Here is a 14,454-nt window from a genome sequence, read left to right as displayed (position 1 = left end):
CGAAACGGCGTTCCCGCGCGCCCGACCGGCCAAATTGTTGCAATCGCGCGACAGTTTGTTGCCCGATCGTTTCCGTTCGTCGCTTGCGGCTTCCAAAGTTCCGCCGCTTGTCGGATTTCGGGGGCCATCCATCGCGCTCCAACGGCGCGAAAGACGACAGGATTTACAATATGATCGATGGTTTTCACAGCTTCAGGCGCTCGCTCGGCGGGTGTGCGGCGCTTGCCGCGCTGACCACCGGCCTGATCGCCGCTCCCGCAAGTGCACAAGGCGTTCCGCTCGGCGGCCAGGCGCAGGAATCGGTTCCGAACACGGGCGGAACCGGCGCGCCGTCCGCGCCCGAGACAAACGGCGAGATCGTGGTCACCGGCTCGCGCATCGCGCGCCCCGACCTCGTCGCGTCGAGCCCGGTCGCGGTCATCAACCCCGCCGCGATCCGCGCCAGCAACACCGTCACGGTCGAGCAGATCCTGACGGTCAACCCGCAGTTCGTCGCGAACGGCACCTCGGCCTCGAACAATCCGGGCGACGGCGCGGCGACGATCGATCTGCGCGGCCTCGGCGCCAACCGCACGCTGGTGCTGATCGACGGCAAGCGCGCGCCGGCCTACGACACGACCGGCGCGGTCGACGTGAACACCATCCCCGTCGCGCTCATCAAGCGCATCGACGTGCTGACCGGCGGCGCGTCGGCGGTGTACGGATCGGACGCGATTGCGGGCGTCGTCAACTTCGTGCTGGACGACGAATTCACCGGGCTGCGCGCCGACGCCAGCAACCAGGTTTCGGGCCAGGGCGACGGCATGACCCGCGACTTCAGCCTTACCGGCGGCATGAAGCTGGGCGATCGCGGCAACATCGTCGCATCGGCCAATTATTCGAAGCGCGCCGGCGTGTTCTATTCGGCGCGGCCGCATAACGCGAACGCCGTCAGCTCGAGCGACCTGCAGACCAGCGCCGGCTCGTCCAACGCCAACCCCACCGTGTTCGACCTGGGCGACGGCAGCGAAGTGCAGGTGACGCCGACCGGCGCGCTGACGCCGAACCTGAACCTCTACAACTTCACGCCGGTCAATTACGCGCAGCTACCGTTCGAGCGCTACAGCGGCACCGTGATGGGCAAGTACAAGCTCACCGACGGCATCGAAGCCTATGCGCGCGGCACCTATGAGCATGTGAAGGTGGTGACGACGCTCGCCCCGACCGCGACCGCCGGCTACACCTTCAACATCGACCCGTCGAACCCGTTCCTGACGGCCGACGAGCGCACCGCCTTCTTCGGTCCGGGCGCGGTCATCAACGACGGCTCGGGCGTCGCCGACGATCCCACCGCGCGCGCCGGCACCTCGGTGATCGGCATCCGCCGCCGCGTCACCGAAACGGGTGGCCGCGTCGAGGATCACACGACCAATTACTATCAGGGCGTCGCTGGCCTGCGCGGCGACCTCGGCTCGTGGAAGTGGGATGTTTCCGGCCAGTATGGCGAGGTCCGGCGTCACGAAGTCCTGAAGAACGATCTGTCCTACTCGGCGCTCGCGCAGGCGCTGGACGTCGTGAGCGGCCCGAACGGCGCGCAATGCTTCGACCCGACCGGCGGATGCGTGCCGCTCAACCTGTTCAATGCCGGCACCATTCCGGCCAACCAGCTCGCCTTCGTGCTGCGGAACGCGGTGCAGGATACCAAGACGACCCAGATCGTCGCGGGCGGCAACATCGCCGGCGACGTCGGCTTCCTGCAGAGCCCGTTCGCCGACAAGCCGGCGGCGGTATCGATCGGCGTCGAATATCGGCGTGAGAAGGCGGTCACCACCGTCAGCGACGATTACGCATCGGGCGACCTGATCTATTACGGCCAGGGCCAGAATATCGGCGGCAAGTACGACACGAAGGAGGCCTATATCGAGGCCAAGATGCCGATCGTGCAGGATCGGCCCTTCATCCACGCGCTCGATGTCGAAGGCGGCTTCCGCTATTCGGATTACTCGACCGTCGGCGCCGTCTACACCTACAAGGGTGGCGGCGACTACAGCCCGGTCGATGGCCTGCGCTTCCGCGGCATCTACCAGCGCGCGGTGCGCGCGCCGAACGTCTACGAGCTCTACTCGCCCGTGGTCGGCGGCACCGGCAGCCTCAACAACGATCCCTGCACCGGCAACAACGTCAGCTCGACCATCCGCGCGATCTGTATCGCGCAGGGCGCGCCGGCGAGCGCGTTCAACGGTGCGGTCAGCAGCGTTCCCAATCCGATTTCGGGCCAGATCAACGTCTTCACCGGCGGCAATCCGAACCTGAAGGCGGAGAAGACCGACACGTTCACGGTCGGCATGGTCGTCAACCCGGTGCGCTTCCGCGCCTTCACGCTGTCGGTCGACTATTACAACATCCGCATCGGCAACGCCGTGTCGGTCGTGCCGCCGTCGATCACGGTCAACCAGTGCTACAATGTCGACCAGAATGCGGCGAGCGCAGCCTGCTCGGGCATCCACCGCAACACGCTCAACGGGTCGCTCTCGGGCAACCTGATCTACGGCGTGCCGGAGGTGCTGGGCAACGTCGCGGTCATCAAGACCGACGGCATCGACGTGTCGGTCGGCTATCATGGCGGCAACATGGACCGCTTCAACTATGCTCTGTCGTTCTCGGGCACCTACGTCCGCAACTACAAGCAGCAGAGCGATCCGACCTCGGCGACGATCCAGTGCGCCGGCAAGTTCGGTTCGGCGTGCAACCCGCTCGAGCCGTTGCCCAAGTGGAAGCACGTCGCCGACCTGAACCTCGGCTACGGCTCGTTCAACCTGCTGTCGCGCTGGCGCTTCCTGGGCGCGGTGCACGAGGATGTCGGCACCGACATCCTGCGGTCGCGCATTCCGACGATCAGCTATTTCGACGAGACCGCGAGCGTCACGGTCAACAAGAACCTCGACTTCCGGCTCGGCATCCAGAACATGTTCAACAAGAAGTCGCCGATCGTCGGCGACACGGTCGGCTCGGACGTGAATGCCGGTTCGACCTTCCCGAACACCTACGACGTGATCGGGCGGACCTTCTTCGCGGGCGTGTCGGTCAAGATCTGACCGGCATCCCGACGCAAGTCGGACATGTAGCAAAAGGGCCCGGAGCAGAGATGCTCCGGGCCCTTTCTTTTGCCGTTCACTCCGAACGGAGCGTCGTTACGCCACGTGCAGCGCGAGCTTGCCGTCGGCGTCGGTCACGGTGACGACCGATCCGTCGGGCACCTCGCCGCGCAGGATCGCCTCCGCGAGCGGATCCTGCAGATATTTCTGCACCGCGCGTTTCAGCGGTCGCGCGCCGTAAACCGGGTCGTAACCCACGCGGCCGAGCCAGTCGCGCGCCTCGTCGCTCAGGCTGAGCGCGATCTTGCGGTCCTTCAGCAGCCGCTGGACGCGGCCGATCTGGATGTCGACGATCGGGCCCATATGGCTCTGGCCCAGACGGTGGAACAGGATGATCTCGTCCAGCCGGTTCAGGAATTCGGGCCGGAAATGCCCGCGCACGACCTCCATCACCTGCGGCTCGACCGTCTCGGCCGGCACGTCGTCGGGCAGGCTCGCCAGATATTGCGAGCCGAGGTTCGACGTCAGGATGATGAGCGTGTTGGTGAAATCCACCGTGCGCCCCTGCCCGTCGGTCAGCCGCCCGTCGTCGAGCACCTGCAGCAGGACGTTGAAGACGTCGCCATGCGCCTTCTCCACCTCGTCGAACAGGATCACCTGATACGGCCGGCGCCGCACCGCCTCGGTCAGCACGCCGCCCTCCTCATAGCCGACATAGCCCGGCGGGGCACCGATCAGGCGGGCGACGGCGTGCTTCTCCATGAACTCGCTCATGTCGATGCGCACCATCGCGCTGTCGTCGTCGAACAGGAAGCCGGCCAGCGCCTTGGTCAGCTCGGTCTTGCCGACGCCGGTCGGGCCGAGGAACAGGAAGCTGCCCAGCGGCCGGTTCGGATCCTGCAGCCCGGCGCGCGCGCGCCGCACCGCGCGGCTGACCGCCGCGACCGCATCCTGCTGGCCGATGACGCGCTTGCCCAGCACCTCTTCCATGCGGATCAGCTTTTCGCGCTCGCCCTGCAGCATCCGCTCGACCGGCACGCCGGTCCAGCGGCTGACGATGCCGGCGATATCCTCGCTGGTCACCTCCTCGCGCACCATCGCGCCCTGCGCGGCGGACTGCGCCTCGGCGAGCTGCTTCTCCAGCGCGGGGATCGTGCCATAGGAAAGCTCGCCGGCGCGGGTCCAGTCGCCGCCGCGCTGCGCCTGATCGAGCGCCACGCGCGCCTGGTCGAGCTGCTCCTTGATCCGCGTCTCGGCGTTGAGCTTTTCCTTCTCCGCCTGCCAGCGCTGGGTCAGTTCGGCCGACTGCTGCTCGAGCTGGGCGAGATCGTAGTCGAGGCTGCCGAGCCGGTCGCGCGACGCCTGATCGGTCTCGCGGGTCAGCGCCTCGCGCTCGATCTTCATCCGCATGATGCGGCGGTCGAGCGCCTCGATCTCCTCGGGCTTGCTCTCCACCTCCATCCGCAGCCGCGACGCGGCCTCGTCCATCAGGTCGATCGCCTTGTCGGGCAGGAAGCGGTCGGTGATGTAGCGGTTCGACAGGGTCGCCGCCGCGACGATCGCGCCGTCGGCGATGCGCACGCCGTGGTGCAGCTCGTATTTCTCCTTCAGCCCGCGCAGGATCGAGATCGTATCCTCGACCGTCGGCTCGCCGACGAACACCGGCTGGAACCGCCGCTGGAGCGCGGGATCCTTCTCGACATACTTCCGATATTCGTCGAGCGTGGTCGCGCCGATGCAGTGCAGCTCGCCGCGCGCCAAGGCGGGCTTGAGCAGGTTGCCCGCGTCCATCGCGCCTTCGGATTTACCCGCGCCGACCAGCGTGTGCATCTCGTCGATGAACAGCACGATATGCCCGTCGGCCTGCTTCACCTCGTCGAGCACGCCTTTCAGCCGCTCCTCGAACTCGCCGCGATACTTCGCGCCAGCAATCAGGCTGCCCATGTCGAGCGCCATCAGCTTGCGGTCCTTGAGGCCGTCGGGCACGTCGCCATTGGCGATGCGCAACGCGAGGCCTTCGGCGATCGCGGTCTTGCCGGTGCCGGGCTCGCCGATCAGCACGGGATTGTTCTTGGTGCGCCGGGCGAGGATCTGGATGGTGCGGCGAATCTCCTCGTCGCGACCGATCACCGGGTCGAGCTTGCCTTCGCGCGCCGCCTCGGTGAGGTCGCGCGCGAACTTCTTGAGCGCGTCGTAGCGGTCCTCGGCCGAGGCGGTGTCGGCGGAGCGGCCGCCGCGTAGCTCGTTGATCGCAGCGTTGATCGCCTCGGGCTTTACCCCTGCCGCCTGCAGCGCCTTGCCGGCGGGGGTGTTGAGGGACAGCGCGAGCGCGAGCAGCATGCGCTCGACCGTGACGAAGCTGTCGCCGGCCTTCTGCGCGACCTGCTCGGCCTGATCCAGCACACGCACCAGATCGTTGTTCATGCCCGGCTGCGCCTGCGCGCCCGAGCCCGATACGGCCGGGATCTTGGCGAGCGCGAGGTCGGTCTCGCTCAGCGCGCGCCGCGGATCGCCGCCGGCTTTCTGGATCAGCCCGGACGCCATGCCCTGCTCGTCCTCGAGCAACGCCTTCAACAGATGCTCGGGCGTGATGCCCTGGTGGCTCATGCGGATCGCAACGGTCTGTGCGGCCTGGAGAAAGCCCTTCGCGCGATCGGTGAATTTGTCGAAGTTCAAGGTCGTCTCCCTCTCCTACCGGGGCGATATGGTGTGATATTTATACAACACAAGTGCCCTGCCCTTGATCTTTGCCGCCACAGCCGCGAGAGCCCGGCGACGAATTGGAGGAGAGACAGGATGGCCGGCATCGACGGCAAGTGGGAATGTTCGGTCGAGACGCCGATGGGCGATCAGGCGTTCGTGCTGACGGTGGTCACGGCGGGCGACCGCTTCTCCGGCTCGGTGTCGGGCGCGATCGGTGCCAAGGAGATCGACGATGGCGATGTCGACGGCGACACGATCCGCTGGTCGATGTCGGTGCCCAAGCCGATGCCGGTGACGCTCACCTGCCAGGCGACCGCCGAGGGCGACACCATCAGCGGCAAGATGAAGGCCGGCATCTTCGGCAGCTTCGCGCTGACGGGCACCCGCGCCGGCTGAGCCGGCTGAACCGGACGCGCGTCACAGCACCCGCGTCACATGCCCCATCTTGCGGCCGGGCCGCGCGCCGCTCTTGCCATAGAGATGGAGGTGCGCGCGGTCGTCGCGCAGGATCTCGGCCCAGCGATCCGCCTGCGTGCCGATCAGGTTGCGCATCTCCGCCCCCCGCCCGACCAAGGCGGTCGATCCCAACGGCAGCCCGCAGATCGCGCGGATATGGTTCTCGAACTGCGATGTCACCGCGCCCTCGATCGTCCAGTGGCCGCTATTGTGGACGCGCGGCGCCATCTCGTTGAACACCGGCCCGTCGGGCGCGGCGAAGAATTCGCAGGCGAGCACGCCGACATAGCCGAGCGCATCGGCGATCCGCCGCGCCTGATCGGTCGCCGCCGCCGCCTGCCGCGCGACGATGCCGCCGGGCGGCACGGTCGAGCGGGCGAGAATGCCGTCCTCATGCTCGTTGGTGGCGGCGTCCCACACGGCGATCTCGCCCTCCAGCCCGCGCGCCAGCAGGATCGAGAATTCGGCCTCGAAGCCAACCATCGCCTCCAGCACCGACGGTGCCTCGCCGACCGCGGCCCACGCCGCCGCGGCGCGTTCGGGATCGAGGATGCGCGCCTGGCCCTTGCCGTCATAGCCCATGCGCCGCGTCTTCAGGATTGCGGGCGCGCCGACGATGCGCAGCCCCTCGGCAAGGTCGGCGAGGCTGTCGACCGGCCAGAATGGCGCCGGCCGCCCGCCGAGCGCCTCGACGAAGCTCTTCTCGGTCACTCGATCCTGCGCGACCTCGAGCGCGCGCGCATTCGGGTGAACGCCGGGCAGCCCGGCGATGCCGGATACGTCGACATTCTCGAACTCGTAGGTGATTACGTCGACCTGATTGGCGAAGGCGCGCACCGCATCCGCATCGCCATAATGGCCGTGCGTCCAGCGCGCCGCCACCTCCATCGCCGGGCCGCTCGTGCCCGGCGCGTAGATATGGGTGCGGTAGCCGAGGTTTGCGGCGGCGATCGCCAGCATGCGGCCGAGCTGGCCGCCGCCGAGGATGCCCACGGTCGAACCGGGAGGGATCGTCATTCGGGTGCTTCGTCGACCGCCGCGGTCTGGGCCGCGCGCCACGCGTCCACGCGCCCGGCGAGCGCATCGTCATCGAGCGCGAGGATCTGCGCCGCGAGCAGCCCGGCATTGATCGCGCCCGCCTTGCCGATCGCCAGCGTGCCCACCGGCACGCCGCCGGGCATCTGCACGATCGACAGCAGGCTATCGAGCCCCGACAGCGCGCTCGACTGCACCGGCACGCCCAGCACCGGCAGCCGCGTCATCGCCGCGACCATCCCCGGCAGGTGCGCCGCACCGCCCGCGCCGGCGACGACCACCTTCAGCCCGCGATCGACCGCGCCGGTGGCGTAGGCGACGAGACGGTCGGGGGTGCGATGCGCGGAGACGACCTTGGTCTCGTGCGGCACGCCCAGCGCGTCGAGCGTCGCGGCGGCGTGGCGCATCGTCTCCCAGTCCGAGCGCGACCCCATGATGATGCCGACCAGCGGCGCGCGTCCGTCATTGGCCATCGGATTACAACGCCGTCGCGAAGGTGATGCCGCCCAGCACGACGCCGGGAATGTTCGCCAGCACGATCGGCCAGTCGCGCAGGCCGCGCACCCAGCCGTACGACACCCACAGCGCGCAGCAGAGGCAAGTCGCCGCCGGCAGGATCATCGATCCCTTCTCGCCGTGCAGGTTGCGCACGATCTGGTCGATGAACGAGAAATACATGACGAGCGACCCGACGGTCGCGGCCCAGCCCAGCGAGGCGATGGGCGGTCGAGGTGCAACCTCCGGCATGATGCTCAGCGCTCGCTCAGATAATAACGGTCGGTGGCGGCAAGATCGTCGTCCAGTTCGTAGACGATCGGCTGGCCGGTCGGGATTTCGAGCGAGGCGATTTCCGCATCCGAGATACCCGACAGATGCTTCACCAGCGCGCGCAGCGAATTGCCATGCGCCGAGATCAGCACGCGCTTGCCCGCCTTGAGTTCCGGCGCGATCCGCCCGTCCCAATAAGGCAGGACGCGCGCGATCGTATCCTTCAGGCTCTCGGCCGAGGGAATGGCGATGCCGGCATAGCGGCGATCACCCGACAGGTCGAACGGGCCGCCCTGCTCCATCGGCGGCGGCGGCACGTCGAACGAGCGACGCCAGATCTTGACCTGCTCGTCACCATGCCGCGCCGCGGTCTCCGCCTTGTCGAGCCCGGTGAGCCCGCCATAATGGCGCTCGTTGAGCTGCCAGTCCTTCTCGACCGGCAGCCACAGCCGACCCATCGCCTCCAGCGCCAGATTGAGCGTCTTGATCGCGCGGGTCTGCAGGCTGGTGAAGCACAGGTCGAAATCCAGCCCCTTCGCCGCCAGCAATTCGCCCGCCGCCTGCGCCTCGGCGATGCCCTGCTCGGTCAGGTTGACGTCCCACCAGCCGGTGAAACGGTTCTCCAGGTTCCAGGCGGACTGGCCATGACGGATAAGGACGAGCGTCGGCATGCGGCGATGGGCTCCGAATGGTTTCGCCTGCCTTAGCGACGGCCGTCGCGCGCGTCATCCTGTTAACGAGGGAGATTTGCGCGCGATCATGGCATCATGCACCGATGGCGCACGGCCGACGGAACGTCCGTTACCGGGGCTGGTGTCGGAGTGGCGGCCTCAGGCGAACCGCAGCGCGGCAGCCTGGCCCTGCCGGCGACGCATGGCAAAGCCGACTGCGCCCGCGCCGAGCATCACCATGCCCCACGTCCCCGGCTCAGGCACCGACGACGACGCCGCGTCCGGCGTGGTCGCGGCGATGCTGACGAGGCTGCCGCCGAGCAAACTGGCGTCGACCGGTGCGATCGAGGTCGGCGTGTAGCCGCTGGGCGACGCGAACGGATCCTGCGTCAGGTCGTAGGCGAGGAACTCTTCGTTCACCCCGCGCTGGCTCAGGGCGTAGAGCGTGCTGCCCGAAATCGCGATCGAGACGAGGCTGCCACCGAGCAGGCTGGCATCGACGGGGGCGATCGAGGTCGGCGCGTAGCCGCTGGGCGATGCGAACGGATCCTGCGTCAGGTCGTAGGTCAGGAATTCCTCGTTCACCCCGCGCTGACTCAGGGCGTAGAGCGTGCTGCCCGAAATCGCGATCGACACCAGGCTGCCGCCGAGCAGGCTGGCATCGACCGGTGCGATCGAGGTCGGCGTGTAGCCGCTGGGCGACGCGAACGGATCCTGCGTCAGGTCGTAGGTCAGGAACTCTTCGCTCGTCCCGCGCTGGCTCAAGGCATAGAGCGTGTTGCCCGAAATCGCGATCGAGATGAGGCTGCCACCGAGCAGGCTGGCATCGACCGGCGCGATCGAGGTCGGCGCGTAGCCGCTGGGCGACGCGAACGGATCCTGCGTCAGGTCGTAGGCGAGGAACTCTTCGTTCACCCCGCGCTGGCTCAAGGCGTAGAGCGTGTTGCCCGTAATCGCGATCGAGACGAGGCTGCCGCCGAGCAGGCTGGCGTCGGCGGGGGCGATCGATGTCGGCGTATAGCCGCTGGGCGATGCGAACGGATCCTGCGTCAGGTCGTAAGCCAGAAATTCGTCGGATGTCGATCGCTGGCTCAGCGCGTAAAGCGTTGGCGCTGCGGCCTGAACTGCCAAGGGAGCGAACAGCATTCCGGCAGCTGCCGCGACTTCAAGCCACTTAAACAAGGCCCCCTCCTTGCTTTGCCGATACGGATAATCTTCTCGCCATCGACCGAGCAGATGTCAAGCTGAACTTTACCACCCCAATTCGAGATCTTGGCGAATTTCCCTCGTAATTTCAAATCGCGACGGATTGGATTTGGCGAGCACCCGCTGGTCGAGCGACCAATGATACGGCGGCTCAGGACGGGGGGTCAGAGGAAAGCTGCAATTCGGTGAAGCCGCGGAGCAGCGTGATCGCGATGTCCCGCGCATTTGCCCCCAAAGCCTCGTCCGGCAGCTCGCCGGCCGTCCAGAAGGACAGCGCGCCACGGAACGCGATGGCGAGTTGCCCCGGCAAACAGCTCAAGGCCCGCTCGCGCGCGCCTTCCGGCAGCCCTTCACCCGCGCTCAATGCCAACGTCCACAGCGCCGTCGAATGCTGCAAGGCCTTTGCCGGGGCCGCCCCGGACGTCCCGATCCATCCCATCACCGCCCGGTTCACGCCGGGTTCCTCCAGCATCACCGCCACTGCCATATCGATGGCCAGCAGCACGCGGCCGGCGGCATCCGGCGGCGGCGACGCCTCGGCATATCGCTGTGCCATCGTGTCGATCCTGCGCTCGGACAGCGCGTGCATGATCGCGGCCTTGCTGCCGAACTGGTTGAAGGGGGTCGCGAAGCTGACGCCCGCCTCGGCGGCCAGATCCCGCATCGAGAAATCGGCCCTGCCGTTGCGCAGCAGCCGTTCGGCGGCATCGATCACGCGCTGGCGAACGGCGCCTCCCCGCTCGCTTCCGGCCGACAGCCTGCTCTTGTCAGATCGCATCCGCTATCTATATCATGATATAGTTATTCATCCACTCCGGAGTACCGCATGACCGCTCCCTCACCCAAGACCTTCCTCATCACCGGCGTCAGCTCGGGGCTGGGACATGCCTTTGCCGAAGGCGCGCTGGAGGCCGGGCATCGCGTGATCGGCACGGTGAGGAAGGCCGCCGACGCCGATGCGTTCGCGGCACTCGCACCCGACCGGGCTCATCCTCTGATGCTCGACGTGACCGACTTCGCATCGATCCCGGCCGCCGTGGCGGATGCCGAGCAGCAGGCCGGGCCGGTGGACGTCTTGGTGAACAATGCCGGCTACGGCCACGAAGGCGTGCTGGAGGAATCCTCGATGGACGATCTCCACCGCCAGTTCGCCGCCAACGTGTTCGGGCCCGTCGCGATGACCAAGGCAGTGCTGCCCGGAATGCGCGAGCGACGCTACGGCCGGATCATCAACGTCACATCCATGGGCGGTTTCATCACCATGCCGGGGATCAGCTTCTATTGCGGCAGCAAGTTCGCATTGGAGGGCATCTCCGAAGCGCTCGGCAAGGAGGTCGCGAGCTTCGGCATATATGTGACGGCGCTGGCCCCCGGACAATTCCGCACCGATTGGGCGGGCCGCTCGATGGATCGCACGCCGCGCAGCATCGCCGATTACGATGCGGTGATGGACCCGATCCGCGCGGCGCGGCTGGCAAAGAGCGGCAACCAGCCGGGCGATCCGGCGCGAGCCGCGCAGGCATTGCTTGCTTTGGTCGACGCCGAGAAGCCGCCGGCGCGTCTGTTCCTAGGCGCCGATGCCCTCGGGCTCGTCAACGACAAGCTCGACGCGATGAGGTCCGAAATCGCGGATTGGGACACGCTGTCGCGCTCGACCAGCTTCCCGCAATAAACCGCATAGGGGCAGCCAGGTGCAGTGGGCGCTGCATCCGGCTGCTGTCGGTCGAAGCCAATCTTGACAAACTGGAACATATCGAGTACAATCGCGCGGCCGGCAACTTAGTCGCCGCTTGCTCTTTCGATCGTGGATGACGCCTGCTTTCTGGCCTCGGCCGCCGGCCATGGGGGGGGTGATCCACCCCCCACTTAGTGTCACCTTTGTCACCTTGCGCGCATTTTTCGCCGCACGAATCGCGCCGTCGAATCCGACCGCCGCATCCTATTGCAACGGCCCACCGGCTGGCGCAGGTTCCGCGCCGACCAAAAGGGGAATTTGATGCGATATTCGGGACGGATCTGGGCCGGGGCGTGCATGCTTGCGCTGGCGACGGGCGCGATCGCCAAGCCGATGAGCCAGCAGGAGGTCGAAGCGGCGTTCGATGCGCGCATCGATCCGGCCGATCTGCAGCTATGGCTGAAGGATCTGTCGTCCGCGCCGAACAATGTCGGATCGCCGCACGACAAGGCCAATGCCGATTACATGCTCCGCCTGTTCAAGTCGTGGGGCTGGGACGCGCATATCGAGACCTTCTCGATCCTCTACCCCAAGCCCATCTCGACCACGATCGAGATGATCGCGCCCGACGCGGTGAAGCTGGGCGGGCAGGAACCGCCGATCGCCGGCGACGAGACCTCGACCAACACCGCCGATGCGCTGCCGCCCTATGTCGCCTATCAGGGCGACGGCGACGTCACCGCCGACCTCGTCTACGTCAATTACGGCATGCCCGAGGATTATGACGCGCTCGCTCGGCGCGGCATCGACGTGCGCGGCAAGATCGTGATCGCGCGTTACGGATCGGGCTGGCGCGGGCTCAAGCCCAAGCTGGCGCAGGATCATGGCGCGGCCGGCTGCATCATCTATTCCGACCCGGCCGAGGACGGCTACGCCAAGGACGACGTCTACCCCAAGGGCGGCATGCGTCCGCCCGAAAGCGTGCAGCGCGGCTCGGTGATGGACATGCCGATCTACCCCGGCGATCCGCTCACCCCCGGCGTCGGCGCCACCCCCGGCGCCAAGCGGCTGACGCGCGCCGAGGCGACCACGATCCTCAAGATCCCGGCGCTGCCGATGTCGTGGGGCGATGCGCAGAAGCTGCTGGCGAAGCTCGGCGGCCCGGCCGTTCCCGGCGGCTGGCAGGGTGCCTTGCCCTTCACCTATCACACCGGCGGCGAAGGCGGGGTGAAAGTGCATCTGGCGGTCAAGTCGGACTGGAAGATGACCGACATCTACGACGTGGTCGCGACGATGAAGGGCTCGACCTATCCCGACGAATGGGTGGTGCGCGGCAACCACCATGACGGCTGGGTGATGGGCGCCAACGATCCGCTGTCGGGCAATGTCGCGATGATGGGCGAGATGAAGGCGCTGGGCGCGCTCGCCAAGCAGGGCTGGCGGCCGAAGCGCACGCTCGTCTACGCCAGCTGGGACGGCGAGGAGCCGAGCCTGCTCGGCTCGACCGAATGGGCCGAGACGCATGCCGACGAGCTCAAGGCCAAGGGCGTCATCTACATCAACTCGGACAATAGCGAGCGCGGCTTCTTCCACGCCGAGGGCAGCCACGATTTCCAGCATATGGTGACCGGCATCGCCGCCGACGTCGCCGATCCGGAGACCGGCGCCACCATCCTCAAGCGCTCGCGCGCCGCGACCTTGGTCGGCGCCTATGAGACCAAGGGTGGCCGCAACCGCGACGCCGCCGCCGTCGCCGCGGCGGAAAAGGGCGGCGACCTGCCGCTCGGCGCGCTGGGCTCGGGCTCGGATTATTCGGCCTATCTCCAGCATCTCGGCCTGCCCGCGCTCGATCTCGGCTTCGGTGGCGAGGGCGAATCCGGTGGCGTCTACCACTCGCTCTACGACAGCTATCACCACCTCGTGACGTTCGACGATCCGGGCCTGAAATATGGCGCTGCGCTGGCGAAGGTGGCGGGACGCGCCGTGCTGCGCGTGGCCGACGCCGACACGCCGCCGATGCGCTTCGGCGACTTCGCCGACACGGTCGCGACCTATCTGGACGAGGTGAAGAAGCTCGCCGACAGCCAGCGCGAGAAGGACGGCAAGTTCGCCAAATTGCTCGGCGACGACAGCTTCCGCCTCGCCGGCGATCCGCTCAAGCCGGTCGCGCCGCCCGCGCCGGTCAGCGCCACCACGCCGACGATCGACATGGCCGCGCTCGATGCGGCGGTGGCGAAGCTCAAGGCGAGCGCGACCGCGTTCGACAGCGCCTATGCCGATCTCGGCGCGAAGATCGCGCCGGCGCAGCGCACGAAGCTCAACGGCCAGCTGCGCTCGATCGACCAGCTGCTGCTCGACGCGCGCGGCCTGCCCGGCCGCCCGTGGTATCGCCACATGATCTACGCGCCCGGCCGCTTCACCGGATATGGCGCGAAGACCCTGCCCGGCGTGCGCGAGGCGATCGAGGAGCGGCGCTTCGCCGACGCGACCACCTATGTCGGCATCACCGCCAAAGCGATCGACGCCTACGCCGCCCGGCTCGATCAGGCGCGCGCGACGTTGATGATGCGCTGACCCTTGCCCGCTCCGGCTCGTGGCGTCATAGGGGCGCGCAAGCCGGAGCAGCATCCAATGAAGACCCGCATCTACGTCACCCTGAAGAACGGCGTGCTCGATCCGCAGGGCAAGGCGATCCATCACGCGCTCGAAGGGCTCGGCTTTGCCGGCGTCGAGGGCGTGCGCCAGGGCAAGCTGATCGAGCTCGACCATGCCGATGACGTGAGCGACGCAGACCTCGACGCCATGTGCCGCAAGCTGCTCGCCAACACGGTCATCGAGAATTACCGCATCGAACGGGGGTGAAGCC

12 protein-coding genes are annotated in these 14,454 nt (G+C 67.3%); 5 read left to right on the top strand and 7 right to left on the bottom strand.

The window, feature by feature from the left end:
- Positions 1-170: 170 nt before the first annotated feature.
- Positions 171-3,074 carry a TonB-dependent receptor plug domain-containing protein gene (locus K8P63_RS09660; RefSeq protein WP_223799582.1) on the top strand — a complete coding sequence of 968 codons (2,904 nt, stop codon included), beginning with the start codon at positions 171-173 and terminating at the stop codon, positions 3,072-3,074.
- 96 nt (positions 3,075-3,170) lie between these two features.
- On the opposite strand, the gene clpB is transcribed toward K8P63_RS09660, so the two are convergent.
- On the bottom strand, positions 3,171-5,750 hold the full coding sequence (clpB, locus tag K8P63_RS09655) for an ATP-dependent chaperone ClpB (protein ID WP_223799581.1): 2,580 nt from the start codon (positions 5,748-5,750) through the stop codon (positions 3,171-3,173).
- A gap of 120 nt (positions 5,751-5,870) precedes the next feature.
- On the opposite strand from clpB, the gene K8P63_RS09650 reads away from it, so the two are divergent.
- Positions 5,871-6,173 carry a hypothetical protein gene (locus K8P63_RS09650; protein ID WP_223799580.1) on the top strand — a complete coding sequence of 101 codons (303 nt, stop codon included), beginning with the start codon at positions 5,871-5,873 and terminating at the stop codon, positions 6,171-6,173.
- A 21-nt stretch (positions 6,174-6,194) separates the two neighbouring features.
- Here the strand turns inward: K8P63_RS09650 and K8P63_RS09645 are convergent, their stop codons facing one another.
- The 6 genes from K8P63_RS09645 to K8P63_RS09620 all read right to left on the bottom strand — a co-directional run bounded on the left by K8P63_RS09645 (position 6,195) and on the right by K8P63_RS09620 (position 10,691).
- Positions 6,195-7,250, bottom strand: coding sequence for a 5-(carboxyamino)imidazole ribonucleotide synthase (locus K8P63_RS09645; RefSeq protein ID WP_223799579.1), 1,056 nt, complete (start codon positions 7,248-7,250; stop codon positions 6,195-6,197).
- On the bottom strand, positions 7,247-7,741 hold the full coding sequence (gene purE / locus K8P63_RS09640; protein ID WP_223799578.1) for a 5-(carboxyamino)imidazole ribonucleotide mutase: 495 nt from the start codon (positions 7,739-7,741) through the stop codon (positions 7,247-7,249). The genes K8P63_RS09645 and purE overlap by 4 nt, the downstream gene beginning before the upstream one ends.
- A 4-nt stretch (positions 7,742-7,745) precedes the next feature.
- The gene (locus K8P63_RS09635) at positions 7,746-8,015 is read right to left on the bottom strand and encodes an SWEET family sugar transporter (RefSeq protein WP_223799577.1); all 270 of its coding nucleotides are present in this window, start codon (positions 8,013-8,015) and stop codon (positions 7,746-7,748) included.
- A 5-nt stretch (positions 8,016-8,020) separates the two neighbouring features.
- Positions 8,021-8,707, bottom strand: coding sequence for a 2,3-diphosphoglycerate-dependent phosphoglycerate mutase (gene gpmA, locus K8P63_RS09630; RefSeq protein WP_223799576.1), 687 nt, complete (start codon positions 8,705-8,707; stop codon positions 8,021-8,023).
- 159 nt (positions 8,708-8,866) lie between these two features.
- A complete protein-coding gene (locus tag K8P63_RS09625; RefSeq protein ID WP_223799575.1) occupies positions 8,867-9,889 on the bottom strand; it encodes a PEP-CTERM sorting domain-containing protein in 1,023 nt (340 codons plus the stop codon).
- 175 nt (positions 9,890-10,064) lie between these two features.
- Positions 10,065-10,691 (bottom strand): TetR/AcrR family transcriptional regulator, encoded by a 627-nt coding sequence (locus K8P63_RS09620; protein ID WP_223799574.1) that lies wholly within the window; start codon positions 10,689-10,691, stop codon positions 10,065-10,067.
- 48 nt (positions 10,692-10,739) lie between these two features.
- Here K8P63_RS09620 and K8P63_RS09615 point away from each other — a divergent pair, with 48 nt between their 5' ends.
- The 3 genes from K8P63_RS09615 (at position 10,740) to purS (ending at position 14,450) form a co-directional block, all read left to right on the top strand.
- Positions 10,740-11,585 carry an oxidoreductase gene (locus tag K8P63_RS09615; protein ID WP_223799573.1) on the top strand — a complete coding sequence of 282 codons (846 nt, stop codon included), beginning with the start codon at positions 10,740-10,742 and terminating at the stop codon, positions 11,583-11,585.
- Between the two features lie 324 nt (positions 11,586-11,909).
- The gene (locus K8P63_RS09610; protein WP_223799572.1) at positions 11,910-14,162 is read left to right on the top strand and encodes a transferrin receptor-like dimerization domain-containing protein; all 2,253 of its coding nucleotides are present in this window, start codon (positions 11,910-11,912) and stop codon (positions 14,160-14,162) included.
- Positions 14,163-14,219: 57 nt separating this feature from the next.
- Positions 14,220-14,450, top strand: a complete 231-nt coding sequence (gene purS, locus K8P63_RS09605; protein ID WP_223799571.1) for a phosphoribosylformylglycinamidine synthase subunit PurS — start codon at positions 14,220-14,222, stop codon at positions 14,448-14,450.
- The last annotated feature ends 4 nt before the right edge of the window (positions 14,451-14,454 follow it).

Source organism: Sphingomonas nostoxanthinifaciens, assembly GCF_019930585.1.
Classification (GTDB): domain Bacteria; phylum Pseudomonadota; class Alphaproteobacteria; order Sphingomonadales; family Sphingomonadaceae; genus Sphingomonas_I; species Sphingomonas_I nostoxanthinifaciens.
This window is presented reverse-complemented; position numbering and strand designations above follow the sequence as displayed.